Origin of the sequence: Sulfuricurvum kujiense DSM 16994 (assembly GCF_000183725.1) — a bacterium.
Classification (GTDB): Bacteria; Campylobacterota; Campylobacteria; order Campylobacterales; family Sulfurimonadaceae; genus Sulfuricurvum; species Sulfuricurvum kujiense.
In genome coordinates, this window is the sequence record NC_014762.1 from 726684 (window position 1) to 751229 (window position 24546).

28 protein-coding genes are annotated in these 24546 nt (G+C 41.9%); 22 read left to right on the forward strand and 6 right to left on the reverse strand.

Annotation, left to right across the window (positions count from 1 at the left end):
- Positions 1-11: 11 nt before the first annotated feature.
- The 5 genes from SULKU_RS03705 to SULKU_RS03725 all read right to left on the reverse strand — a co-directional run bounded on the left by SULKU_RS03705 (position 12) and on the right by SULKU_RS03725 (position 3126).
- Positions 12-752, reverse strand: a complete 741-nt coding sequence (locus tag SULKU_RS03705; protein WP_013459593.1) for a ferredoxin-thioredoxin reductase catalytic domain-containing protein — start codon at positions 750-752, stop codon at positions 12-14.
- A 9-nt stretch (positions 753-761) separates the two neighbouring features.
- Complete coding sequence (locus tag SULKU_RS03710; RefSeq protein ID WP_013459594.1) at positions 762-1979, reverse strand: argininosuccinate synthase; 1218 nt, start codon at positions 1977-1979, stop codon at positions 762-764.
- Between the two features lie 89 nt (positions 1980-2068).
- Entirely contained in the window at positions 2069-2293 is a 225-nt protein-coding gene (locus SULKU_RS03715; RefSeq protein WP_172633596.1) for a hypothetical protein, read from the reverse strand.
- Between the two features lie 10 nt (positions 2294-2303).
- Positions 2304-2684, reverse strand: a complete 381-nt coding sequence (gene fliS, locus SULKU_RS03720; RefSeq protein ID WP_013459596.1) for a flagellar export chaperone FliS — start codon at positions 2682-2684, stop codon at positions 2304-2306.
- Between the two features lie 58 nt (positions 2685-2742).
- Positions 2743-3126 carry a flagellar protein FlaG gene (locus SULKU_RS03725; RefSeq protein WP_013459597.1) on the reverse strand — a complete coding sequence of 128 codons (384 nt, stop codon included), beginning with the start codon at positions 3124-3126 and terminating at the stop codon, positions 2743-2745.
- A 96-nt stretch (positions 3127-3222) separates the two neighbouring features.
- On the opposite strand from SULKU_RS03725, the gene SULKU_RS03730 reads away from it, so the two are divergent.
- Genes SULKU_RS03730 through SULKU_RS03740 form a run of 3 tightly spaced genes read left to right on the forward strand, consistent with a single transcriptional unit; the run spans position 3223 to position 6025 of the window.
- Positions 3223-4428 carry an MFS transporter gene (locus tag SULKU_RS03730; RefSeq protein ID WP_013459598.1) on the forward strand — a complete coding sequence of 402 codons (1206 nt, stop codon included), beginning with the start codon at positions 3223-3225 and terminating at the stop codon, positions 4426-4428.
- Positions 4425-4709 (forward strand): hypothetical protein, encoded by a 285-nt coding sequence (locus tag SULKU_RS03735; RefSeq protein ID WP_013459599.1) that lies wholly within the window; start codon positions 4425-4427, stop codon positions 4707-4709. The genes SULKU_RS03730 and SULKU_RS03735 overlap by 4 nt, the downstream gene beginning before the upstream one ends.
- Positions 4706-6025, forward strand: coding sequence for an MATE family efflux transporter (locus tag SULKU_RS03740; protein ID WP_245535161.1), 1320 nt, complete (start codon positions 4706-4708; stop codon positions 6023-6025). Before SULKU_RS03735 ends, SULKU_RS03740 begins: the two co-directional genes overlap by 4 nt.
- On the opposite strand, the gene SULKU_RS03745 is transcribed toward SULKU_RS03740, so the two are convergent.
- Positions 6022-6435 carry a PAS domain-containing protein gene (locus SULKU_RS03745; RefSeq protein WP_013459601.1) on the reverse strand — a complete coding sequence of 138 codons (414 nt, stop codon included), beginning with the start codon at positions 6433-6435 and terminating at the stop codon, positions 6022-6024. The genes SULKU_RS03740 and SULKU_RS03745 overlap by 4 nt on opposite strands.
- Before the next feature lie 138 nt (positions 6436-6573).
- Between SULKU_RS03745 and SULKU_RS14250 the strand changes: the two genes are divergently transcribed.
- The 19 genes from SULKU_RS14250 (at position 6574) to atpG (ending at position 24535) form a co-directional block, all read left to right on the forward strand.
- Positions 6574-8598: a MutS-related protein gene (locus SULKU_RS14250; protein WP_013459602.1), complete on the forward strand. Its 2025-nt coding sequence runs from the start codon at positions 6574-6576 to the stop codon at positions 8596-8598.
- Between the two features lie 2 nt (positions 8599-8600).
- Positions 8601-9698 carry a succinyl-diaminopimelate desuccinylase gene (gene dapE / locus SULKU_RS03755; protein WP_013459603.1) on the forward strand — a complete coding sequence of 366 codons (1098 nt, stop codon included), beginning with the start codon at positions 8601-8603 and terminating at the stop codon, positions 9696-9698.
- Between the two features lie 29 nt (positions 9699-9727).
- Positions 9728-10123 (forward strand): thioredoxin family protein, encoded by a 396-nt coding sequence (locus tag SULKU_RS03760; protein ID WP_013459604.1) that lies wholly within the window; start codon positions 9728-9730, stop codon positions 10121-10123.
- Positions 10124-10132: 9 nt separating this feature from the next.
- Positions 10133-10504, forward strand: coding sequence for a RidA family protein (locus tag SULKU_RS03765; RefSeq protein WP_013459605.1), 372 nt, complete (start codon positions 10133-10135; stop codon positions 10502-10504).
- A gap of 346 nt (positions 10505-10850) precedes the next feature.
- Complete coding sequence (locus tag SULKU_RS03770; protein WP_013459607.1) at positions 10851-12971, forward strand: WD40 repeat domain-containing protein; 2121 nt, start codon at positions 10851-10853, stop codon at positions 12969-12971.
- Positions 12972-13021: 50 nt separating this feature from the next.
- Positions 13022-14566, forward strand: a complete 1545-nt coding sequence (locus SULKU_RS14255; RefSeq protein ID WP_013459608.1) for a PAS domain S-box protein — start codon at positions 13022-13024, stop codon at positions 14564-14566.
- A 208-nt stretch (positions 14567-14774) separates the two neighbouring features.
- The gene (rplU, locus tag SULKU_RS03780) at positions 14775-15083 is read left to right on the forward strand and encodes a 50S ribosomal protein L21 (RefSeq protein WP_013459609.1); all 309 of its coding nucleotides are present in this window, start codon (positions 14775-14777) and stop codon (positions 15081-15083) included.
- A gap of 23 nt (positions 15084-15106) precedes the next feature.
- Positions 15107-15364: a 50S ribosomal protein L27 gene (gene rpmA / locus SULKU_RS03785; protein WP_013459610.1), complete on the forward strand. Its 258-nt coding sequence runs from the start codon at positions 15107-15109 to the stop codon at positions 15362-15364.
- 156 nt (positions 15365-15520) lie between these two features.
- Positions 15521-16618 (forward strand): GTPase ObgE, encoded by a 1098-nt coding sequence (gene obgE / locus SULKU_RS03790; RefSeq protein ID WP_013459611.1) that lies wholly within the window; start codon positions 15521-15523, stop codon positions 16616-16618.
- Positions 16615-17385, forward strand: coding sequence for a glutamate 5-kinase (gene proB / locus SULKU_RS03795; protein WP_013459612.1), 771 nt, complete (start codon positions 16615-16617; stop codon positions 17383-17385). Before obgE ends, proB begins: the two co-directional genes overlap by 4 nt.
- Entirely contained in the window at positions 17385-18296 is a 912-nt protein-coding gene (fmt, locus tag SULKU_RS03800) for a methionyl-tRNA formyltransferase (protein WP_013459613.1), read from the forward strand. The genes proB and fmt overlap by 1 nt, the downstream gene beginning before the upstream one ends.
- Positions 18277-18912 carry a biotin--[acetyl-CoA-carboxylase] ligase gene (locus SULKU_RS03805; protein ID WP_013459614.1) on the forward strand — a complete coding sequence of 212 codons (636 nt, stop codon included), beginning with the start codon at positions 18277-18279 and terminating at the stop codon, positions 18910-18912. Before fmt ends, SULKU_RS03805 begins: the two co-directional genes overlap by 20 nt.
- Positions 18909-19697 carry a ParA family protein gene (locus tag SULKU_RS03810; RefSeq protein ID WP_013459615.1) on the forward strand — a complete coding sequence of 263 codons (789 nt, stop codon included), beginning with the start codon at positions 18909-18911 and terminating at the stop codon, positions 19695-19697. Before SULKU_RS03805 ends, SULKU_RS03810 begins: the two co-directional genes overlap by 4 nt.
- Before the next feature lie 9 nt (positions 19698-19706).
- Positions 19707-20549: a ParB/RepB/Spo0J family partition protein gene (locus SULKU_RS03815; RefSeq protein WP_013459616.1), complete on the forward strand. Its 843-nt coding sequence runs from the start codon at positions 19707-19709 to the stop codon at positions 20547-20549.
- Between the two features lie 68 nt (positions 20550-20617).
- Entirely contained in the window at positions 20618-21040 is a 423-nt protein-coding gene (locus tag SULKU_RS03820) for a F0F1 ATP synthase subunit B family protein (protein WP_013459617.1), read from the forward strand.
- Positions 21041-21048: 8 nt separating this feature from the next.
- A complete protein-coding gene (locus SULKU_RS03825; RefSeq protein ID WP_013459618.1) occupies positions 21049-21564 on the forward strand; it encodes a F0F1 ATP synthase subunit B in 516 nt (171 codons plus the stop codon).
- Positions 21565-22101: a F0F1 ATP synthase subunit delta gene (locus SULKU_RS03830; protein WP_013459619.1), complete on the forward strand. Its 537-nt coding sequence runs from the start codon at positions 21565-21567 to the stop codon at positions 22099-22101. It abuts the gene before it with no gap.
- Between the two features lie 20 nt (positions 22102-22121).
- On the forward strand, positions 22122-23639 hold the full coding sequence (gene atpA, locus SULKU_RS03835; RefSeq protein WP_013459620.1) for a F0F1 ATP synthase subunit alpha: 1518 nt from the start codon (positions 22122-22124) through the stop codon (positions 23637-23639).
- An 8-nt stretch (positions 23640-23647) separates the two neighbouring features.
- Positions 23648-24535 (forward strand): ATP synthase F1 subunit gamma, encoded by an 888-nt coding sequence (gene atpG, locus SULKU_RS03840; RefSeq protein ID WP_013459621.1) that lies wholly within the window; start codon positions 23648-23650, stop codon positions 24533-24535.
- Positions 24536-24546: the final 11 nt, after the last annotated feature.

Here is a 24546-nt window from a genome sequence, read left to right on the forward strand (position 1 = left end):
TCAATCCTTGATTATCCGCGAACAATTTGGCCGCTGTAGCCGACAATACCGTGTGCAAGATTGGAAACTTTGGTGTATCCCATATCGTGCAAAATACGTTGACAGTGTGCACTTCGGCTTCCGACATGACAGTAGACGATAATGTGCTCATCTTTTTCCAATTTAGATTCATTCAACGTTTGGAAGAAACTGCTGGTCGGAACAAGTACGTCGGCACCGGCGATACGTCCCATTTTCCACTCCATCCATTCACGAACGTCGACCACTTTGAATTTAACCATACCGAGTTCACGCGCTTCAAACAAAGATGTAAGTTCGTCGCTGTCGATATCGCTTTTGGTCAAGAGCATTTCGCACTCTTCTTTTGTCAAGCCGCGAGAATGCTGATGGGTGACTTCTTCGATTCCCATTTCCATACGTTTGGCTGATGCAAATTCCGGTGTACAGAAAATTTGACAATGGCATACACCTTCTTCGGGTATCTCTTTTTCAATAGCCGTTGTACACGGACAAAGTCTGTTGTCGGTACTTTGATATTTGCCGTCTACTTCCTCAACCATATAACAAGGGCAAAAACGTTTGCCGTACATCATTTTATTGCGGGCAAGTCCGAGTTGTACACCCTCATTAATTTCCTCTTGAGGATTATAGGCCCAATTGAACTGGCTGATGACTTTATCGGTAAACTTTACAGTTTTTTCGAGTTCCGCTTGGAACTCCTCGGAATTCATATCGATTTTAATGATGCTCATTCTGCTTCCTTATTTATTTTTTCGTGCTTTTCCGGCAATGATAAAGCGAAGAGCGTTCAGTTTGATAAATCCGCCGGCATCTTTTTGGTCGTAAACAGAATCTTCTTCAAAAGTGCAGTATTCAGGATTGAAGAGTGAAAGATCGGAGCTTCGTCCGACAACCATTACATTCCCTTTATAGAGTTTCAATCGTACGGTACCGCGAACATTCTGCTGGGTCTTATCGATAGCCGCTTGAAGCATTTCACGTTCCGGTGCAAACCAAAATCCGTTGTAGATAAGTTTTGCGTAGCGCGGCATCAACTCATCTTTTAGGTGTGCTTCTTCACGGTCGAGCGTCAATGATTCGATCGCACGGTGCGCTTTAATCATGATAGTTCCGCCCGGAGTTTCGTAACAGCCGCGGCTTTTCATTCCGACAAAGCGGTTTTCAACGATATCGGCACGGCCGATTCCATGGCGTCCTGCAATGATATTGAGTTGCTCTAGCATAACAGCCGGTGAGAGGGCTTTTCCGTTCAGGCTGACAGGGTCCCCTTTTTCATACCCGATTTCGATGTATTCAGGCTCATCGGGTGCATTTTGAGGGGATACCGTCCAACGCCACATGCTCTCTTCAGGCTCAGCGGCAGGATCTTCTAAAATCCCTCCTTCATACGAGATATGAAGCAGGTTTGCATCCATCGAGTACGGTGATTTCTTTCCGCTCATTTCAATTTTAATGCCGTGTTCCGCAGCGTAAGCAAGGAGCTTTTCACGGGAGTTTAGATCCCATTCGCGCCATGGAGCGATGATGGTTAGGGCGCTGTTTTGACCAAGGTATCCCATTTCAAAACGTACTTGGTCGTTCCCTTTTCCGGTAGCACCGTGACTGACGGCATCGGCACCGGTGATACGGGCGATTTCTGCTTGACGTTTTGCGATCAAAGGACGGGCAATCGATGTACCTAGCAGATACTCCCCTTCATAAATCGCATTGGCACGGAACATCGGGAAGACATAGTCACGCACAAATTCTTCACGAAGATCTTCAATATAGATGTTTTCAGGTTTGATTCCGAGACTGATTGCTTTGGCACGAGCCGGTTCTACCTCTTCACCTTGACCGATATCCGCGGTAAAAGTAACAACTTCACAGTTGTATTCATCTTGGAGCCATTTTAAAATAACACTCGTATCCAATCCGCCGGAATAGGCGAGAACAACTTTTTTAACCTCTTTTTTCATAACTGCATCCTTATCGTTGATACCCTGACTCCAATGAGTGATTATGGAGTGAATGTCGCGATTTTATCAAAAAAATAGTGAGAAAAGGGTTAAAGTTTCAGATTTAAAGAAGAGGGGGGGTCTATTTGGGTAGATTTGAGGAAATTAATGTTATTTGTAAGTTGTTGCATAATATGGGCAATTTGAGATTTGTTTTTCTCAATGGATGTTTTTGTCTGGGCTAAAAGATAAAAAGCTTCCTCCATTTGTTGGTGAGTATCAAATTGAGGCATTTCATCCAGCAATGCGGCAATAGACTCGAAATCTTCGAGCACTAAAGCTGTTTTAAAGCTGGTTAGCCACATCGGTACTCTCTTTCCATGCATCTAATAAGCCTTTGAATACTTGGCTTACTTCATCGATTTTGGTTGAGTCATTGTAGATATTTGCCTCTACAAGCAGACGTAGCTGGTAAGTGTACAGTCCTGAAAGATAATGGGATATATCCCCTTGATTATAGTCTAAAATATTGATAAGTTCACTGATAACGGCGTTGGAACGATTGATCCAGTACGTTTTTTTTTCAATATCATGATCAATGATAGAACGTTTTGCCTGCATATTAAAGCGTAAAATCCCCTCATACATCATTTGAATCAATTTTTCCGGTGATTCCACACCGATATTATTTTGGGCATAAGTGTTATAAGCTAAATTCGAGTACATAAAATTCCTTTGATTTATTCGATTAAAATAATTAAATCTTTAAGATCATTATTGGTCGTTATCCCTTTTGATCGAAAAGGAGTCCGTTTACCTCTTGCATTTTCGGTAAAAGCTGTTCGGCTTGCTCAACAGGAAAGCGTCTTAGCATTCGGTTGCTCTTGGTTTCAATGACAGAGACATAAAAATCATCCGATGTGTTGTCAAAACCAAATTTTAATGTGGTATTAAAAGGATTTAGGGATTGATTAAGCTGGTCGATCAATTTTTCCATCTCATCTTGAGATTGCACTTTAGCCGATTTTTGCGCAGTGTCGTTTTGAGCCATTTTATCTTGGTTGATTTGAGCTTTTTGCATCTGCTGGACACTTTGAACATCAACATTTTGTTTTGGAGCAACAGTTTGACTTTGTTGCATCTTTGCTGTTGTTTGGAAGATTTCCATTGTAATTCTCCTCATTCTATGTATTGAGACAGTTTCTAAGCCTAAATCGTCCATGCAAATAAAAACTTTAAGCACACGCATGATAATTTTCCGCTTATGAAACGTTATGTAACTCTTTTACGCGCTCAGCCGCTTCTGCGCCGTCTCTCTTTGATTCAACTGCTTGCTTATTTCGGGGCATGGTTCAGCAATGTGGGTATTTATACTCTTTTAATCCAAATGGGGGCAGAAGCAACAACTATCGCTCTGGTTGCAGCGCTCCATTTTTTGCCGGGGGTATTTCAAGCCCCATTGAGCGGAGTTTTACTAGACCGCATTCATCCTAAACGACTGATGCTACTGCTGACACTGATCGAGATAATTTGCACCCTATCGTTGATTAGTATCGATAATATAGGAATGTTGTGGTTTTTGTATCTGCTGGTGTTTGTCAGAATGGGGGCGTCAAGTTTTCATTTTACGGTAGAGATGTCGCTGCTTCCAAGAATTTTGGAGGGCAAAGCGCTGCAAGCGGCGAATGAAATCCATTCGATGATTTGGTCGCTGTCGTATACGCTGGGAATGGCATTGAGCGGGTTGGTCGTTTATTGGATAGGGGTAAAAGCGGCATTTTTACTCGATGCCGGGTTGTTTGTAATAGTTTGGATGTTGGTTTTTTCATTGAAAATAGAGATTGAGATGTCACAGAATCGGACTAAGTTTACGACTATGATGAAAGAGGCATTTTCGTACATCCGTCAAAACCCCATTGTCTATCATCTGATGATTCTCCATGCGATTTTAGGTTTTACGGCGTTTGATGCATTGGTTGCATTGGCCGCAAAACACTACTATTCCCAAATTATTGCCGTCTCTTTGGGTATAGGGTTGTTAAATGCCGCGCGGGCTCTAGGATTGGTTATCGGTCCGATGGTATTGGGGCATTGGATCAATAATGCCAGGTTGGGATGGTTATTTGTCGCGGAAGCATTGAGTATAGTATTATGGGCGGCAGTCGTCGATAATTTTTACGGATCTTTGATTGCTTCGGTCGCGGTCGGTTTTGTGACGACGACGTTGTGGTCGTATACGTATACGCTTTTACAACATCATACCCATAGCGATTTTTATGGCCGCGTCATTGCATATAATGATATGATCTTTTTAGGGGTAGGGGCATTTGTTTCATTATTGATCGGATATTTGGCGGCATCAGGTATGTCATTGGCGATGATAACATTAATTTTAGGGGCTGTTTTTGCCGTTGCGGCTTTATATTACGGATGGGTACGGCGAACGTATGAACTGGAGGAGATCGGATGAAAAATGAGATGATATACAGTGCGGACGGAAAAGAGATCGATTTAACGAAAATCACCCGGCTCTATCCGGCCGCATTGATTCACGCCGGAGGAGAAAGCGCATCGGTATCATTGGAATGGGCGGAGATGAAGGCAGAACAGATCACCCTCGAAGCGTATGTTCTGATTTGCGATTTTGATCCGGTCGGAGAGGTTCCGATCAATCGAATCGAGCTTCGCTATGGGACAAAAGAGGAACTGTTTGACGCGATGCAAGAGATTGCACAGAAACTACATAATTGAACAAAACTATGCTGAAACATCGGGTACTGCATTTAGCAATTCCTGCCGCACTAAAACATTTTTTGGACATTGTCCAGATACTCATCGATATGCTGATGGTGGGTGTTTTGGGTGTCGCGGCATTGGCAGCGGTAGGATTGTCGATGCAATTCATGATGGTCATTCAAGCATTCATGAGTGTCTACGCGATCGGTTCGAGTGCGTTGATTTCACGCTATATTGGAAGTGGCAGACGTCATCGCGCGTCTTCCGTGGTTTTTGTCGGATTGTGGGTCGCACTGGGCGGTGCACTGATTGTCGGTATTGCCGGATGGAGCTTTTCGAGCGATTTTTTTCGATGGATGGGGTCTTCCGCTGAAGTAACAAAACTTGGAAGCGGATATTTCGGAATCCTCTCTTTGGGGATGGGTCTAATTTTTCTCGACACATTGGCTTACAATGCTCTTTCTGCCGCAGGGGACACACGCACTTCACTGTTTATAAAAATCGCTTCGGCATTTTTAAATGCGGGGCTAAACTATCTTTTTATCTTCGGGCACGGCGGATTTGAACCGATGGGAGTGGAAGGGGCAGCATATGCGACCGTATCGGCATACGGATTTACGGTGTTGATCTATAGTTGGCTGTTAATAAAAAAAGGGGGAATATTAGACATCTATCCGATATTTGTCCGATCCGATTTTAAAAAAATGATTGCTATCGGGACTCCTGCAGCCGTCGAGAGGGTTATCGGCGTAGCATCGTTTTTATTATTCGTTATGATGATCGCATCACAGGGAACAGTAGCTTTAGCAGGATATCAGATCGGTCTGAGGATAGAAGCATTAGCTTTTATGCCGGGATTTGGTTTTTCTGTTGCGGCGATGGTGCTCGCCGGACAGTTTATCGGGTCTAAACAATACGATTACGCTTACGAATCGGGAATATTGAGTGCCAAAATAGCGACACTATTTATGGGGAGCGTCGGGATTATTTTGGTTTCTATTCCTGAAGTGCTGATCCGATTTTTTACACAGGATTCGGTGACAATAGATCAGGCAGCGCTCTATTTACGGCTTGTGGGAATCGCTCAAATCCCCTTGGCGTTGACGTTTGTCCTTAGCGGTGCTTTGAGAGGTGCCGGGGCGACAAATCTAAGCATGCGGATATCTATCGGTTCATTGTGGCTTTTTCGTATTATCCCCGCTTATGTGGTGATGAAGCTCGGGGGAGGAATCCTGGGGATTTATATAGCGATGACGGTGGAAACCTTTATCAAAGGGTGGTTGTTTTGGCAGGTTTATCGACAAAAAGAGTGGATCACTAGAACAATTTAATGTTCTTGCGCAAGCAGCTCTTTGTATTGTTCTTCGACAATTTTCAGACGGTCGCGATCGGGCATTTTGCGTGAAGCGATATAACCGATAATTTTTCCGCTTTCATCCAGTTTCGGAACGATATGGACAACTACCCAGTAAAATTTGCCATCTTTTCGAAGATTTTTGACATACCCTTCCCAAATTTTACCGCTTTCGATGACTTTCCACATTTGTTCAAATCCCGCTTTTGGCATATCGGGATGGCGTAGCAGACTATGGGGTTGTCCAACCGCTTCAGCGGCTGTATAGCCTGTCATTTCAGTAAATTTTCGGTTTACATAGGTGATGATACCTTTCGTATCGGTTTCGGAAATCAAACTTCGTCCGTCAAATAAAACTTCTTCGTTCACCGGTGTGGGGCGTTTCATCACGTATGTCCTAAACTTAGATAAAAATATAAGAATGTGATTATAACTTGATTATTACTAAAATAAAAGTTAAACGGTATTCATTTTTGTATAATTGTCTTTACGAATCGTTATAAATAAAAAAGGGTGGTATCCTCAATGCATGAGTCTCAAGCGGCCATATATATAGATCGCAATCGCAGCGGCTATGCGATAGGTTTGGCTATGTTCGAGCCGTACGGATTAAAAGGGTGGCTGTGTGAGGTTGATGCCGATTCTACCCATCCATACAGCGCGATCGATCGGATACTTCATTTATTGTTTGTCACATCTTGTCGCCGCTTGATTATCGGAGCTACATCTCGGGCGATATTTGATGAAATTGAAAATAATTTTTCAATGTTTGATTATCATTATGATGCTCGATCGTTTGATACGCTCACGCAAAACACTCTCATAAAAAAAGTTTTTTCGCTCAATTCTTTACTGAGCCCGCTAGAGCATCTTAGCCTGGAAAATAGGCCTTTATCTGCTCAGGCATTAGCACTCTTTTCGGATAACCTCGATAATGGTGAGACCAACACGTTTGCGCAACCGATGGTTTTGGAAACGTCGCAGTTAATGGAACTCGGCAACAATGCCCTTGAACAACTCGAAATGACAGCCGTCGATTCACGCCTTCCCAGTATTGCACGCCTTTTTTTAAATATGTCGACCCCTATGGGAAAACGGCTCGGACGGTTTCGGCTGTTTTTGCCGATTAGAGATATGAGAGAACTTAACAGACGCTACGACTGGATAGAAGCATTAAACCCTCACAGTATTTGGTTGAATGAGCGTCTGGGATTGATCGGAGACGTTGAACTGTTATGGTGGAAGCTTCAAAATCGGCACATAAGCGATATAGAATTGTTTTTGGGGTTAATGACCCAAATTATTGAGATCCAAAATTATTTCATAAAACATAAATTGGTCCGTATCCTCCCCTCTGAGACGTTGCTCGAGGGTTGGGATATCGAGCTGCGCAACCACCATGGTGAAAGCCAATGGCTGCAGAGCCAAATGCATTTTATGCAAATGACCATTGACTGGGTGGCACAAGTCGATGTCGCCGTTGCCTCCGCACAGGCCGCACAAAAATATGCATTGATCCGTCCGAGTATCGTGGAAACGAAAGATCAAAACTTTTTGCAGATGACTCAGCTGCGTCATTTATTGGTGGAAGAACAAAAAATTGCGTATATCCCTAATGATATTGTCATGGGGGATCGAGATTTCCTGGATCTGCCCTATCCTGAGACGGTCATGTTGGATTCGAGGGTACATGACGGTGCCAATATCCGCGGTGTATTGCTTTATGGAATCAATTCCAGCGGGAAATCGTCGTTAATGAAGAGTATCGGTATCGCCGTGACACTCGCACAAGCCGGTTTTTTTGTCCCCGCCAAGGCGATGAAATTTTCACTGTTTGACGGAGTCTATACCCGTATCCAATCGCGCGATAATGTCGCCAAATCGCTCTCCACCTTCGGGGTTGAGATGCTGGAACTTAATACCATATTCAGCCGTTCTACACCGCGTTCGCTTGTATTGGGAGATGAGATCAGCCACGGTACCGAAACCCTATCCGCGGTATCGATCGTAGCGAGTACGATCATGGAACTGAGTTCAAAAGGGTGTCTGTTTTTAATGACGACCCATCTGCATCAGCTCTCCATGATCAGCGAACTGAGCCGCTTGCGGGAGGTTGTTCATCTGCATCTAAGTGTCCGCTATGACGAAGAGAGTGATCGCCTCATCTATGATCGGATTCTAAAATCGGGGCGGGGGAGCAGCGTATACGGTTTGGAGTTTGCCGAATCGCTTCATATGAATCCGAACTTTTTGCAAAATGCGAAGCGGTTACGAGAAAATCTGGCCAAAGAGTATGATGTCCTCGAGTTGGGTAATCAAAAAGAGTATATAAAACGGTACCGTGAAGTGGTTGCATGTGAATGTGTTATCTGCGGCGCATTAGTGCGAAATATGCAGAAAAGTCCTGTTTCAAAAGAGCACCATCATCTTATAGCTTTGTGTGAAACCCATTCTCGTGCGATTTCACAAGGCAAAATCAAACTGCAAGGTTTTATAATGACCGCACAAGGTTTGCGTCTGGAGTATGAGACGCAGTTAAAAGAGGACTAAAGTTGAACGTTATTGAATTATTTAAAAAGCTTTTGGAATCGCCGAGCGTTACTCCTGAAGACGGCGGTATTTTTGAATTTCTGGAAGAGTATTTGGAAGGATTTACGACTATTCGAATCGATCGCGAAGGGGTAAAAAATCTTTTTGCCTATCGTACGTTTGGTGAGGGAAAACATCTTTGTTTCGCCGGGCATGTCGATGTCGTTCCCGCAGGGGAGGGGTGGGAGAGTGATCCGTTTATCGCAACCGAAAAAGACGGATACATCTACGCCCGCGGCGCACAGGATATGAAAAGCGGCGTTGCCGCTTTCGTCCAAGCATTGAAAGAGACAGATACATTTGAGGGGACCTTGTCGGTTTTGCTCACCTCTGACGAGGAGGGACCGGCCAAATTCGGTACGGTAGAAGTATTGGCGTATCTCAAAGAACATAATCTCCTCCCCGACGCCGTTATCGTAGCCGAACCGACGTGCGAAGTGCAATTCGGGGATGCGATCAAAGTCGGTCGTCGCGGATCGATCAACGGAATCATCGAGATGATCGGGAAACAGGGACACGCGGCTTATCCGGAAAAAGCGATCAACCCGGTACATCAGATTGCCTCCGTGTTATCAAAAATCGCGGGTGCTTTTTTGGATAACGGGGATGAATATTTCGCTCCGAGCCAAATCGTCATTACCGATATCCGTGCGGGGATCGAGACGACTAACGTCTCTCCCGGAAAACTGAAAATGATGTTTAACGTCCGCAATTCGACCCGTACCGATCAGGAGAAGATAAAATCCTTTATTGCGGAACAGATGGGAGAATTGGAGTATACGTTGGCATTGGATCAGTCGGCCTATCCGTTTGTGACCGATGCCGATACGGAGATTGTACGAACTCTTTCAAACGCTATTGCCGATGTGTGCGGAAGGGTTCCGAAAAATTCTACGGCCGGAGGAACATCAGACGCGAGATTCATTGCGGCATACGAGATAGATGTTATTGAATTCGGCGTTATTAACGATACGATACATGCCCCCAATGAGCGGACATCGATTGCGGAAGTGGAAAATCTTTATGCTGTTTTTACAAAGTTAATTAATAATTTTCGGTAAAATTCCCCTTTACCAAAAAAAGGTCAAAAATGAAAAAATTAGCTTTGTTAGCTTTTTTGGCGATAAATCTTTTTGCTGCGGAAGTTGCATGGAACGACACGTATGAGCAGGCTCAGGCCAAAGCAAAAAAAGAGTCTAAACCGCTTATGGTTTTAATAACGAGCGAACAGTGCCGATGGTGCCGAAAATTTGAAGCGACAACCCTTCAGGATGAGGATGTCATCACTAAACTGAATACAAAATTTGTGAGCGTTCATGTGACCCGCGATAAAAGTAATTATCCGAAAAATTTGACGGCTAAAATGGTTCCGATGCACTACTTTTTGAACGGAGAAGGGAAAGTGATCTATTCTATTCCGGGGTACTGGCCTGCGGACGACTATCAATCCATTCTTGATGACGCATTGCGAAAAACTAAAAAATAAAGGAAAAATATGAAAAGTATACAAACCCCTAACGCTCCTGCGGCTATCGGACCTTATTCTCAGGCGATAATCGCAAACGGCATGGTATTTACCTCCGGACAGATTGCCCTTAAACCTTCCGGTGAAATGCTTGAAGGGGATGTAAAAGAGCAATGTGCTCAAGTGCTTTCAAATTTGAAAGCGGTTTTGGAAGCATCGGGAAGTTCTTTGGATAAAGTTGTTAAAACAACCATCTTTTTGGCGGATATGGATGATTTCTCAGCCGTAAATGCTATTTATGCGGATGCGTTCAGAGATCATAAGCCTGTGCGCTCTACGGTTGCCGTAAAAACGTTACCTAAAAATGCACTTGTTGAGATTGATGCGATTGCATTAATCTAACCGATATTACGCACTTCCCGGGTCTAGCCGGCAAAGTAACAGGGACAAGTGTCCCTGCCTCCTCAAAAAACATCAGATACTAACATTTTTTTGCAACATACTTGCAACACTAACGCGACATAATACATCCACAACGATATTTACTACTTTATTCTTCCTTCCCAAGGCAGAATAAATATTAATTTTTTAAATGTTTGGATAAAAAAAATGGAAGAAAAAAAATTAATCACGAACAAAAAATTATTTTTGCGAGTGCTATTTATCTATTTTTTTATTGCGCTTGTAGTCGGATATTCGACTAGCCTTTACCTAAAAAAGGAAGTGCTGAACAAGCTGATTGAAGACAATGCAAATTATAAATAGATTAAAAATAGAATCTTCAGTTCTAAATATCTATAGAAGTTCTGATACGTTACTCGTTTTGGATCAGAACGGAAATTTGCACACTTTTCAAGACAGTTGTTCCTATATCGGTACAACCAGATTGTTTGAACGGGATATTGAATTACATAGACATGCAAAAGCAACATCATTTTCAAATGGCGATTTATTTTTTTATCCTGAACCTGATTCCTATTCAGGAAGTGTTTTTAGCACGATGGATTCTCCTCCTTTCATTCAATCCACAATTGCAGAGCATAGTGCTCCTGTCGAAGTGAGTACTTTTAGCGAAGATGTCGGCCTTTTTGCTACCGGTGCGGCAGATGGTAGAGCTTATATTTATGATGCCGATACAATGAAATATATTATTGCATTGCCTCCTAAACCCGATTATATATCCAATTTAACTTTTTCAAATGTGAACAAATATTTGCTAAGCAGCTCATTTGATCATACAAATACTCTTTATAATATCCAGATGGCGGTAGTTCAAAGTTCATTTATAACCACTGATGTTTTAGAAGCAGCCTTATTTATACGAAATGAAAAATACATTTATTATATTCTTCGAAACGGTGCATCCTGTATCTATGATATACAAGCACAAAAAGTCGAGAGTGAAAACAATTTGTTTCCGTCATGGCCGACAACTTTAGTTGCCATAAATGAGTCGCCGTATGTTATCGTTGGAACAAAATCCAATAAAATTTATGTTGTAAATCATGATACGAATTCAATAGAATTTTCAATAACACTTTCATTCAAAGAGGTTTCAGCACTTAAGATATATAACAATTTACTGTACATCGGGTCATGTGACGGTGATATACAAGTTGTCGATTTGGATGCTTATAAAGACCAGTTTATTCTTGCTACAAAGTTAAAAAACTTTGCCAATGCAAACAAATATATAGAAAAAAATATATTTTTGCAGTTGAATCCGCTGTATGCGAAAACGCTTTTGCAAAATTGGGACCAAGTAGTCGTTAAAATAATTGATGTTATTGCACAAAAAGAAAATGTAAAGGTAGAAGAACTAGTGCAGCCTTATTTGCAATTTGATGAGTGTAAAAAATTATATGATGCGATACTGTTAAACGAAACGTATATATTTTTATTATACGACGCTATTGAAAATAGAAATTTTGCACAAGCTTATTCAATAGTACAAAAATTACCGTTTTTAAACGTTGCTACGCCGTTTATGCAATTAGAAAAACATTGGAATAATACCTATATAAAGGTCAAAGAAAATGTGAGAAAGGATCCTATCCGGGCGCAAAAATCGGCAGAAATGTTATTGTTGCCATTCTTTAAAGTCCCATCCAAAAAAGAAATGATAATGTTTCTTCTAAAATCCCCTCAACTTGTATTTGAATCCGAACTGGCTGTAAAAGAAAAAAAATTCGAACATTACTTCAATCTATGCAGAACCTATCCTGTTTTAGCCGAAACGTCATTATATGAAAAAGTGATCAAATTCGGAAAAAATGTAGTCGTACAACTCGAGATGGCCATAAAAGAGTTCGATATACAAAAGACAACGGAGCTGTCGGAATTTTTAGAAGATTTTCCTATGTATAGAAGAGATGCGAAAAAAGCAAAAACATTTTTATCGGATTTTAAAGAATATGAAGACTATTTAAACGAAAAAGATTTTATAAAAGCGTGCGAGATGACTTTCATAAATCCGAGCTTATCCGAACATCCAAAATATAAAACCATAGAAAACAGCTTTTTGTCTGTTGCCAATAAAGCACAAGTTTATGCGATTTCCGGTGATGCGAAGGAGGCTTTGGAATTGCTAGGTAAATTTTGGCAAATAGATCATTTTAAATCAAAAATAGCAAATATTGCCAAACTTGCCTATATAAATGAGATGTACAAATATAAAAACGTTACTACGGTAGACTGGTCGAAAAGTATTAGCGCTTATTTGATCCGATACGGCAGTGACGATTATATGAAAAAAAGGTTAGAAGAGATGGGACTGATATCAATTTATGAGGAATGCAAATTAAAAGTAGAAAAAAAAGGTTATAAAAATTTCAAACTCTCCGGAAGTTTGCTCATAAAAAAAGTGTGATACACGGATCAGAATGATATTGAATTTAAAAAGATTGCAAAGGGATAAAAATGGAAGAAAGAAAGTTGATCACTAATAAAAGATTATTTTTTAAAATTATCTTTGTGATGCTTGCTATCGGTGTGGTATTCGCATACTTTTCAAGCAGCTATATGAGAGAAATGGCACTCAATAATTTAGCTGAAGACGATGCTGAAAAGACAAGTGAATTAGCATTTGAAGTTCTGTATACGAAAATGCAGGAAGGATGGTCTCGAGAAGACTTATACAAGATCACAAATCGCTTGAACCGATTGAAACCCGGTCTTGAAATCAAAACGTACCGAAGCCCTTTGGTAGAAGCACTTTTCGGTAAAGTTGAATCGGAGCAGGCTAAGCTGCATGATCCTCTGATACAAAAAGCGTTAAAAGGGGAGACCCTTTTTATTACAACCGATGATAAAAAAATTCGGTATTTGCGCCCTATGATAGTAAAAGAGGAGTGTATTACCTGTCACTATAATACAAAAGTAGGGGATGTAAATGGGATTATAGACATGACGTTTTTGCCGAACGACATAAAAATCCCGTTGGATAGCATCATTACGTACTTTTTGATTTTCACGATCGTAGCAATTATTGCGACATTTTTTATCTTTCAATTTTTAATGACGCGAATATTTATAAATCCTATAGCCATTTTTGTACAGGCTATTAAAAATGTAAAAGAGAAACAAAATTTTGCAGAGGGGATTACGTGCGCCCCAAAAACATATGAAATCCATATATTGGAGAAAACATTTAATGAACTGTTATCAAAAATAAACGAAACGCTTGAAGAATTACGTGCTAAAAACAGAATGCTTGAAGAGCATAAAAAAGCGATAGACAAATCGACGATTGTGTCAAAGGCGGATTTAAAAGGGATAATAACGTATGTGAACGATAAGTTTTGTGAGATATCGGGATATACAAGAGAAGAACTGGTAGGGAAGAATCATAATATTGTTCGATCGCCGAATGTGCCGAAAGAGGTGTTCAAAGAGCTATGGGAGACGATTTCGCATAAAAATACATGGAGAGGAGTAGTAGAAAACAGAGCTAAAAACGGAGAGAGTTATTTCGTACAGGCGACGATAATGCCTATTTTAGACGAGAATGACGAGATAGTGGAGTACATAGGGATACGACAGGATATCACGGAACTGCAAAAACTTCAGTTTAAAGAGATAAACGATAGCGTCGATCAGGCACTTGACATTCACTTTCAAGAGATAGTGGAGTTTATTCCGGTGAGTGCCGTTATTGTCGATCAAAATTCTATTATACGCTTTTCCAATACAATTTTTAACGGTCGATTTTCGTATTTGAGCCATGAAGAGATTGCCTTGGACTCACTCTTTTTACAGAAAGAGGGCTATGTATCGAACAACTCGGTTTTAGACTGGAAAGATATTAGCTCGGATTTTCAAGATAGCTGCAGACAAAAAGTTTTAGTCAATATTTTGGATAAAGAGAACGAATTTTATATTTATATAAACAAGTTGAATGTAGATGATTATTATTTGATTTTGCTTGTTGACATAGATAGTAATGAATATATCTTCGTACAGTAAAGATACGGTAGAATTAAAATATTTAAATCGGTAGATGGATAAAATAAGTGATTTTCTTGTGTCTTGAAGAGGATTCGTAGTGAAATTAAAGCGCAATTGTACCGATAGTACATCTACGCATGCATCAAATACTGCATTTTAATTTAAGCTTAAATAAACGTTGGCTATAATTCGCCACTTTTTGTAGACTTGTAAGTAAGGAACGCTAATGTACGCAATTATCAAAAACGGCGGAAAACAGTATAAAGTTCAAGAGGGTGATATCCTTTTGTTCGATAAAATGGGACTTGAGCCTAAAACCACCGTCGAAATCAAAGAAGTTCTTGCCGTGAATAACGGTGAACTTAAAACCGGTACCCCATTTGTAAGCGGTGCTGTTGTTACTGCTGAGGTTATCAATGAAGGTCGTGACCGTAAAGTCGTGATCTACAAAAAACGTCGTCGTAAAGACAGTAAATTGAAACGTGGTTTCAGAAGAGATCACACACGCGTTCGCATCGTTAAGATCGCTGCGTAATTATTTTAAAGTAGGAGGACAGCATGGCTCATAAGAAAGGTCAGGGTAGTACACAGAATAACCGCGACTCAGCGGGACGTAGACTCGGTGTCAAAAAATACGGTGGTGAATTCGTAAGAGCGGGTAATATCGTTATCCGTCAACGCGGAACAAAAGTTCACCCGGGTAAAAACATGGGTATGGGTAAAGACCACACATTGTATGCGTTGGTTGACGGTGTCGTTGCGTTCGAACGTAAAGACAAAACACGCAAGCAAGTTTCTATCATCCCTGCCGCTTAATTTTCTCAAAAGACTTACATCGGGCTTTCGCCCGATTTTGAACCCATTTCCAAAATTATCTTTTTAATTGTGTACTTTTATTAGGAAGTATAGTATTAAGCAAATAATAGTTGTCTTGTTACGAGGCAAATATTTAAAACAACTTGAAGGACATCCATGTTTAGTGATAGTGTAGAAATTACCGTCTCATCCGGAAAAGGGGGAGCAGGGTGTGTTGCTTTCAGACGGGAGAAATATGTCCTTCAAGGGGGACCGAACGGCGGCGACGGCGGTAAAGGGGGAGATGTTTATTTTAAAGTCGACAACAATACCCATACGTTAGCCCATTTCCAAGGGAACAAAAACCTAAAGGCTGAAAAAGGGCAACCCGGCATGGGCTCCAATATGGCGGGCAAAGCAGGGAAACGGCTCGTTGTCGTTGTCCCTCCGGGAACTCAGGTCGTTGATGTCGAAACAGGCGAAGTGTTGCTCGATTTATTGCAAGACGGGCAAGAAGTACGCTTTTTAGAAGGTGGCCGCGGCGGTCTTGGAAACGTCCATTTCAAATCCTCTACCAACCAAAAACCGATGTACGCACAGCCGGGTGAGCCGGCGGTTACCCGTGTTGTTAGACTCGATCTTAAACTCATTGCCGATGTCGGTCTTGTAGGATTTCCGAATGTCGGAAAATCGACATTGATCTCCACCGTTTCCAATGCCCGTCCGGAAGTGGCAAACTATGAATTTACGACGTTGACTCCGAAGCTCGGTCAGATCAATATCGGTGAATTCGACTCCTATATTATGGCGGATATTCCGGGTATCATCGGCGGTGCCGCTGAGGGGAAAGGGCTAGGTCTGAAGTTTTTGCGTCATATCGAGAGAACAAAAACCCTTTTGTTTATGATCGATCTCGCGTCGTATCATGAACTCGAATATCAGTATGAAACGCTTAAACAGGAACTCGAAAAATTTTCACCTCTTTTGGCGAAGCGAAATTATGCGATTGCATTGACACGTGCCGATGCAATGACTCCCGAAGAGGCAGTAGAAAAAACGAATTCGTTTTTGAAGCTGGTTAATCTTGAACCGGTAAAAAAGAGCCGATTCGCATTTAGTGAAGAGTATCCGGTGTATGAACAGGAAGATTTTGACAAAGCGTTTTACGATCCGTTAAAGCCGGCATTCATCGCGCCGATCTCTTCGGCAATCAACCTTAATATCAAACCATTGACGTATGCACTTTATCAAATGGTCGTAACGGAGCGTAAATGAAGCGGATCGTCGTTAAAGTCGGCAGTGCGGTTTTAAGCGAACAAAACAGAATCGCAAAAGACCGTATGCAAAATTTGGTCGATTTTATTGCGGAACTAAAAAAACAGTATGAAGTTATTTTAGTTTCATCGGGTGCAGTAGCTGCAGGCTATACCGAGCTCAAACTCGATAAAAAAGTGTTGGCGAACAAGCAGGCACTCGCATCGATCGGACAGCCGATTTTAATGAACAAATACCGCAAGATGTTTGAACACTACAATATACTCCCTTCCCAAATATTGGTAACGGCAGCAAACTTTAATACGGACGAAGAGTCTCAAAAAGCAAAAGATACGATTGAGACTCTCTTAAAGCATAATGTTGTCCCTATTATTAATGAAAACGATGCCACGGCAACGGAAGAGTTGGTATTGGGTGACAATGATCAGCTCTCCGCCTATGCGGCTCACCATTTCGGAGCCGATTTGTTGGTGATTCTTTCCGATATCGATGCCTATTATGATAAAGACCCGCGTACCTACAGCGATGCGAAAGTACGTTCGCGTATTGAGTCGATAACTTCCGATGAACTCTCCATGCAGGTTTCTCCGAACCATAATTTTGCGACCGGCGGTATTGTGACGAAACTCAAAGCAGCCGATTTTCTCCTTAAGCGCGGCGGTGCAATGTTCTTAGCCAGCGGTTTTGATTTGAGTGATGCCAAAAGCTTTTTGATCGCGTGTGAGCATCGCGGAGGCAGTCTGTTTAAAGCAACAGAGGAGATTTAATGACTCGTGTCATTTTTATGGGGACACCCGATTATGCGGAATCTATCTTAGAAGCTTTGATTACGGCAGACGATATTGAGGTCGTAGCCGTTTATACACAGCCCGATAAACCGGTAGGGCGAAAAGCGGTTTTGACCCCTCCTGTCGTTAAAGTTTTAGCCGAAAAAGCGAATATCCCGGTTAAACAACCTACACGATTACGGGATGAAGAGGTTGTAACCGATTTACGCTCCATCCCTTGTGACTTGATTATAGTGGCGGCGTACGGCCAGATTTTACCGAAAGCGGTTTTGGAGCATGCACCCTGCATTAATCTTCATGCGTCTATTCTTCCGCAATACCGCGGTGCCAGTCCGATCCAGCAAAGTCTGTTGAACAACGATTCTCAAAGCGGCGTAACCGCTATGTGGATGGACGAAGGGCTTGATACCGGGGCAATTATCAAAATTGAAACACTTGAGATTGGCGCGGATGAAATGGTAGAATCGTTGTATAAACGGTTGACCGATAGTGCAGTGCGTCTGACCCTCGATGTCATCCGCCATTGGGATCGCCGAAGCGCGATTAAACAAAATGATGCCGAAGCAACGTATTGCAAGAAAATTTTGAAATCCGACGGTTTGATCGATTTTTCGGATGCATGCGAAATTTACAATCGATACCGCGCTTTTACGCCGTGGCCGGGGATCTTTACCGAATCGGGGCTCAAAATCAAAGAGATGCGTTTAGAAGATGAGAGCAGTTCCGGTGAGGCGGGAGTAATTAGTCGGATTGATAAAGAGGGCGTCGTTGTTCAATGTAAAAAAGGCTCTCTAAAGATCACGAGAGTTCAAGCCCCCTCAAAGCAGGAGACTTCAGTCGTTGATTATCTCAACGGAAAACGGATAGGGTGTGGATATCCATTGGTTTGAGTCGCTTGAATCGACTCAAAGCTTTCTCCTTGCAGAACTTAAAGCATCACGTCTAAAAGCCCCCGTATGTGTCGGAGCCGTATCTCAGACAGAAGGAAAAGGTTCACGGGGGAACAGCTGGATCGGAAAAGAAGGAAATCTTTTTCTTTCAGTCGCTATTGAACGTTCAAGCTTGCCGGAAGATTTGAAACTGGAATCTTCATCGATCTATATGGCATTTTTAATGAAAGAGCTGTTGTCAACTTTCGGGTCGAATGTCTGGCTGAAATGGCCGAATGATTTTTATCTCGGAGAGAAAAAAATCGGTGGTGTCATCACAAATTTGACCGGAAATACGCTGGTATGCGGAATCGGAATTAATCTCGTTTCAGCACCGGAGAATTTTGGAAAAATAGATATTCCCATTTCTGCATACGATTTAACGAAAAGTTATAGTAAATTGTTTAAAAATTTACCATCGTGGAAGCTGATTTTTAGTAATTACCAGATAGAATTTGAGAATAGTAGAGTTTTTTTTACCCACAACAATAATGAAAAAGTCGCATTAGAAAATGCCGTTTTGCTTGAAGACGGATCTCTGCAATGCGATGGCCAAAGGATATTTAGTTTACGATGAGTGAAGTTATTGTTATCGCCAATCAAAAAGGGGGAGTGGGTAAAACCACAACCGCCGTCAATCTAGCCGCATCCCTTGCGGTTGCAGAAAAAAAAGTATTGCTGATCGATGCCGATCCGCAGGCCAATGCAACCACTTCGTTAGGGTATCATCGCAACAACTATGAGTTTAATATCTATCATGTATTAATCGGTGCCAAAAAACTTCGAGAAATTATTTTAAAAACATCATTGCAGAAACTTTTTTTAGCTCCATCCAATATCGGTCTTGTCGGAGTTGAAAAAGAGTATTACGATGCCGATAACGCAACGGGGCGTGAACTCATTTTAAAACGGGCTATCGCTCAGGTTAAAGATGAATACGATTATGTCATCATTGACTCTCCACCTGCGCTCGGGCCGATGACGATCAACGCGCTATCCGCTTCAAATTCGGTGATTATTCCGATTCAATGCGAATTTTTTGCATTGGAAGGGTTGGCACAGCTCCTTAACACCGTTAAATTGGTGCGTAAAACGATTAATCCGAAATTGACGATTAAAGGGTTTTTACCGACGATGTACAGTGCGCAAAACAATCTTTCGCGTCAGGTATTTGCCGATTTGCGCCAACATTTTCAGGGTAAATTGTTCAAATCGGGAGGAAACGATGACGATTATATCGTTATCCCCCGTAACGTAAAACTGGCTGAATCTCCGAGTTTCGGTAAACCGGCGATTCTTTACGATGTAAAATCAAGCGGTTCCATGGCGTACCAAGACTTGGCGCACGCGATTATCGCCTAAAGGAATAGTATGGCGAAAGCATCCGCATTAGGTCGAGGTCTCGGTGCACTGTTAAGTGAAATCGAAGAGGCATACGATAATGAGCTTCCAAAAAAAGGGGGAGTAGAGGAGATAGCAGTCGCTAAAATCCGACCGAACCCCTATCAGCCGCGTAAACATTTTGACTCAGAATCTCTAGCCGAACTAGCCGAATCGATTAAAACACACGGATTATTGCAACCTATTGTTATTAAAGAAGATCTTGACGGATATATTCTGATTGCGGGCGAACGCCGTCTTCGCGCCAGCAAACTGGCTAAAAACAAAACGATCAAAGCCATCGTCGTATCGGTCAGTGATGAACAGATGCGCGAGCATGCATTGATTGAAAATATTCAACGTGATGAGCTTAATGTCATCGATTTGGCACAGGCCTATCAAGAATTGATCGATATTCACGAGCTGACACATGAACAGCTTTCTCAAACGGTTCATAAAAGCCGTACGCAGATTACCAATACATTGCGTCTTTTACAGCTGAATGAAAAAGGGCGTAAAGCATTGGTAGACGGAAAAATTAGTGCCGGTCATGCAAAAGTGATTTTAGGATTAGAGTCCAACGAGCAGGCAATGATGATCGATTCGATCATCGGGCAGAAACTCAGCGTCCGCGATGTTGAGAGCATGGTTAAAAAAATCAAATTGCCTGCAACTTCATCAAATACTTCTTTCGAAGTTGAAGGGCTAGATTTTGCGGCTCTCAAAAAACAATTGGATGCGCTTGGTTATAAATGTGGCACAAAAGGTTACAAACTTACCATCGAATTTAAAAATAATGGCCAAATTGAATCATTTTTAGACCTATTTTCTTGATATCCCCCCACGTTTAACTGTCCCTTCAATTTATAAGTTGTATAATCACGCAACTTTTAGGAGGTGGTATGTTAGATATAAGTCCGATGCTGCTAGGCAGCACACTGATTGTCTTCCTTGTCCTTATTGCCCTGCTAAACAGTTTGCTTTACAAACCTCTTTTCAGTTATATGGAAAAACGAGATGCAGATATTAAAAAAGATTTGGATCAAGTTGGCAACAACGATTCCGAAATCGCTGCATTTCATGCCAAAGCTGAAAAGATTATGAGTGATGCTAAACTGGAAGCTGCAGCATTAAGAGAAAAAGTTATTGCTGAGGCCAAAGCGCTGGCAAATAGCAAAATAGAGACAAAACGTGCTGAATTAGCACTAGAGTACACAAAGTTCCAAGACGAGTTGTCCGAAGAACGAGCCCGTTTGATTGCTGCGCTTCAAAATGAAGCTCCTGCTTTCCAATCTGCTGTATCAGCAAAACTAAGTCAAATATGAGGTATGCAATGGGTAAAATAATCGTTACAGTATTACTGCTCAGCGCCTATCTATTTGGTTCAGATGCCGCTGCAGAAGGGTCTACGGATATCGTTCAGAGAACGGTTAACTTCCTAATTTTTGCCGGAATTTTAATTTATCTTTTGGCAGAGCCGATTAAAAACTATTTTAGCGGCAGAAGTACGGGAATCGCTGACGAACTTGACAAAGTTCAAGAACGTCTACGGGAGTCAAAGCGTCTTAAAGAGGCGGCTGAGCACAAAGTTGAAGAAGCAGAGCGCTTCGCGGCTGAATTGGCTGAGTCAAGTAAAAAAGAGAACAAAATTTTGTCTGACAAAATTTTGGCACAATGCGAACAAGAGCTTGAAATTATTGGAAAGCAAAATGGGGCATTGATGGAGCTTGATAAACGCAAAATGGTACGTGAAGTTGTTGATGAACTTATGACAGACGTGATGAGTCGCAGCAATGAAGCTTTGGGTAAAGAAGCAATGACCGAAATCTTGAAAAAGAAGGTGGCATAAATGCAGTATGAACTCATTGCTAAACGTTACATCAAGCCTTTAATGGAAGTTTGTGATCAGTCGTCATTGGAAAATTTGGCAGAGTTGCTCGGCAACGTTGCTAAAGCATACGACGATCAGAAATTTATTGCTATTATGAATAGCACTGATGTCACGGCAAACGCTAAATGTCAACTGGTTTTAGATATGGTCGCTCCGGCGAACAGCTCAGAGATAAATAACCTTGTCAAATTATTGGCAGAAAACGGTCGTTTACTTTTGATCCCTGTCCTTGCAACGGAATTGAAACGCTCAATCGCAATTTCAAAACGTATGTATAAAGGTCGTATCTACAGCAACACTGTTGTCGATCAAGCGTCAGTTGATCTAATCGCACGTGATTTGGGAACCAAAACAGGTACTACAATCGCTTTGGATTATGTCGCATCTGATTATGACGGTATCCGTGTTGAAGTTGATGATCTGAATGTCGAGATCAATTTTTCAAAAAGCCGCCTCAACGCTCAACTTATTGAGCATATTTTAAAAGCAATTTAACCCTCGGGAAAGGAGAAATAGTGGTAGCAAAAGTACAAGCAGACGAAATCAGTTCGATCATTAAAGAACGAATTGGGAATTTCGAACTAAATGTAGATATTAATGAAACCGGAAAAATCATCTCATACGGAGACGGAATCGCTCAAGTTTATGGCTTGAACAACGTTATGGCCGGTGAAATGGTTGAATTCGAAGACGGTACTCGCGGTCTTGTAATGAACCTTGAAGAGAGCAGTGTCGGTGTTGTTATTCTCGGTAAAGGGAAAGAACTTCGTGAGGGTATGTCGGTAAAACGTCTCGGACGTCTTTTACGTGTACCTGTCGGTAATGCACTTCTCGGACGTGTTGTTAATGCTCTTGGTGAGCCGATCGACGGTAAAGGTCCGATCGAAACAACTGAAGTTCGTTTCGTAGAAGAAAAAGCTCCTGGTATTATGGCTCGTAAATCGGTTCATGAACCGATGGCAACCGGTATTAAAGCGATTGACGCTCTTGTTCCGATCGGTCGCGGTCAACGTGAGTTGATCATCGGTGACCGTCAAACAGGTAAAACGACTGTTGCTCTTGATACTATTATCAACCAAAAAGGTAACGGTGTTGTTTGTATCTATGTAGCCGTAGGTCAAAAAGAATCAACTGTTGCACAAGTTATCCGTCGTCTTGAAGAGAACGGTGCGATGGATTACACTATCATCGTTTCTGCGACTGCTTCTGAAGCGGCAGCTCTTCAATTCCTTGCTCCTTATACCGGTGTAACGATGGGTGAATATTTCCGCGATAACGCAAAACACGGTTTGATCGTTTATGATGATCTCTCCAAACACGCTGTAGCGTACCGTGAAATGTCATTGATCCTTCGCCGTCCTCCGGGCCGTGAAGCGTATCCGGGTGACGTTTTCTATCTACACTCTCGTCTCTTAGAGCGTGCAGCGAAATTGAACGATGAGATGGGTGCAGGTTCATTGACAGCACTTCCGATCATCGAAACTCAAGCGGGTGACGTTGCGGCGTATATTCCGACAAACGTTATTTCGATCACTGACGGTCAAATTTTCTTGGAAACTGATTTGTTCAACTCAGGTATCCGCCCTGCGATCAACGTAGGTCTTTCAGTATCACGTGTCGGTGGTGCCGCGCAAATCAAAGCAACGAAACAAGTTGCGGGAACATTGCGTCTTGACCTTGCGCAATACCGTGAGCTTCAAGCGTTTGCTCAATTCGCATCAGATCTTGATGAAGTGAGTCGTAAACAGCTTGAGCGTGGACAGCGTATGGTGGAAGTATTGAAACAACCTCCGTATTCTCCACTCGGTGCTGAAAAACAAGCATTGATCATTTTCGCGGGTAACGAAGGGTATCTTGATGATATCTCTGCAAACTCCGTTGTGAAATTCGAAGCGGATCTTTATCCGTTCGTTGAGGCTTCATACCCTCAAATTCTCGAAAGCATCCGTACAACATCAAAAATCGATGATGAGACGATGGCTCTAATGAAAAAAGCACTCGAAGAGTTTAAATCTACTTTCGTTGCTGAATAAGGATCTTTATGGCTAACTTGAAAGAGATTCAAAGACAGATCAAGAGTGTTTCGAACACGCAAAAAACCACACGTGCTATGAAGCTCGTGTCTACGGCGAAACTTCGCCGTGCTGAAGAGCTTGCGAAACGTTCACGTCTGTTTGCACAAAAAACGAATCAAGTGATAGCTGAAATCGCAGGGCGCATCAAATGTAATAAAGTCGGCGGAATCGAAAACCGATGCTTTATCGAAAATGATGCTCCTGAAACGATCGATATTATTTTTGTAACTGCGGACAAAGGTTTGTGCGGCGGTTTCAACATGCAAACCATCAAAGCGGTTAAACGTTTGATGAACGAGTACAAAAATAAAAATGTCAAAATCCGTCTTCGCGGGATCGGGAAAAAAGGGATTGAATTTTTCAACTACAATCAAGTCGAGATGATTGATGAAGTTAAAAATCTCAGTTCTGCTCCTGATATGCAGCGTTCAAGCGAGTTTATGACACGTTCGATCAATGATTTCAAAGAGGGGAATGTTGATGCGGTTTACCTTGTGTATAACGGATATAAAAACGTAATTACCCAAGAGTTGCACGTCAATCGAATTTTGCCGGTCAATGTAGAGGCTTATGACTGTGAGAAAGTTACCAATACAATGTTGGAACTTGAAGCGCAGGATGAAGAGAAAATGCTCGATTCATTGCTAACTAAATATGCTGAATACAACATGTATTACGCTCTGATCGATTCAGTTGCGGCAGAACACAGTGCACGTATGCAGGCAATGGATGCGGCAACAAACAACGCTAAAGAGATGGTTAATTCACTCAAAGTCAAGTTTAACAAAGCTCGACAAGAGGCGATCACAACCGAACTTATCGAGATTATCAGCGGCGTCGAGTCGATGAAATAATTATGGAGGAA

Bases quoted from the DNA above. Each gene is read 5' to 3' on its own strand.
- SULKU_RS03735 (WP_013459599.1), top strand. From the start codon at position 4,425: ATGAAAAATGAGATGATATACAGTGCGGACGGAAAAGAGATCGATTTA.
- SULKU_RS03710 (WP_013459594.1), bottom strand. From the start codon at position 1,979: ATGAAAAAAGAGGTTAAAAAAGTTGTTCTCGCCTATTCCGGCGGATTG.
- fliS (WP_013459596.1), bottom strand. From the start codon at position 2,684: ATGTACTCGAATTTAGCTTATAACACTTATGCCCAAAATAATATCGGT.
- rpmA (WP_013459610.1), top strand. From the start codon at position 15,107: ATGGCTCATAAGAAAGGTCAGGGTAGTACACAGAATAACCGCGACTCA.
- SULKU_RS03765 (WP_013459605.1), top strand. From the start codon at position 10,133: ATGAAAAGTATACAAACCCCTAACGCTCCTGCGGCTATCGGACCTTAT.
- SULKU_RS03745 (WP_013459601.1), bottom strand. From the start codon at position 6,435: ATGAAACGCCCCACACCGGTGAACGAAGAAGTTTTATTTGACGGACGA.
- SULKU_RS03815 (WP_013459616.1), top strand. From the start codon at position 19,707: ATGGCGAAAGCATCCGCATTAGGTCGAGGTCTCGGTGCACTGTTAAGT.
- SULKU_RS03760 (WP_013459604.1), top strand. From the start codon at position 9,728: ATGAAAAAATTAGCTTTGTTAGCTTTTTTGGCGATAAATCTTTTTGCT.
- SULKU_RS03705 (WP_013459593.1), bottom strand. From the start codon at position 752: ATGAGCATCATTAAAATCGATATGAATTCCGAGGAGTTCCAAGCGGAA.
- SULKU_RS14255 (WP_013459608.1), top strand. From the start codon at position 13,022: ATGGAAGAAAGAAAGTTGATCACTAATAAAAGATTATTTTTTAAAATT.
- SULKU_RS03730 (WP_013459598.1), top strand. From the start codon at position 3,223: ATGAAACGTTATGTAACTCTTTTACGCGCTCAGCCGCTTCTGCGCCGT.
- SULKU_RS14250 (WP_013459602.1), top strand. From the start codon at position 6,574: ATGCATGAGTCTCAAGCGGCCATATATATAGATCGCAATCGCAGCGGC.
- proB (WP_013459612.1), top strand. From the start codon at position 16,615: ATGAAGCGGATCGTCGTTAAAGTCGGCAGTGCGGTTTTAAGCGAACAA.
- SULKU_RS03810 (WP_013459615.1), top strand. From the start codon at position 18,909: ATGAGTGAAGTTATTGTTATCGCCAATCAAAAAGGGGGAGTGGGTAAA.
- SULKU_RS03770 (WP_013459607.1), top strand. From the start codon at position 10,851: ATGCAAATTATAAATAGATTAAAAATAGAATCTTCAGTTCTAAATATC.
- SULKU_RS03725 (WP_013459597.1), bottom strand. From the start codon at position 3,126: ATGGAAATCTTCCAAACAACAGCAAAGATGCAACAAAGTCAAACTGTT.
- obgE (WP_013459611.1), top strand. From the start codon at position 15,521: ATGTTTAGTGATAGTGTAGAAATTACCGTCTCATCCGGAAAAGGGGGA.
- rplU (WP_013459609.1), top strand. From the start codon at position 14,775: ATGTACGCAATTATCAAAAACGGCGGAAAACAGTATAAAGTTCAAGAG.
- SULKU_RS03820 (WP_013459617.1), top strand. From the start codon at position 20,618: ATGTTAGATATAAGTCCGATGCTGCTAGGCAGCACACTGATTGTCTTC.
- SULKU_RS03825 (WP_013459618.1), top strand. From the start codon at position 21,049: ATGGGTAAAATAATCGTTACAGTATTACTGCTCAGCGCCTATCTATTT.
- SULKU_RS03830 (WP_013459619.1), top strand. From the start codon at position 21,565: ATGCAGTATGAACTCATTGCTAAACGTTACATCAAGCCTTTAATGGAA.
- atpG (WP_013459621.1), top strand. From the start codon at position 23,648: ATGGCTAACTTGAAAGAGATTCAAAGACAGATCAAGAGTGTTTCGAAC.
- fmt (WP_013459613.1), top strand. From the start codon at position 17,385: ATGACTCGTGTCATTTTTATGGGGACACCCGATTATGCGGAATCTATC.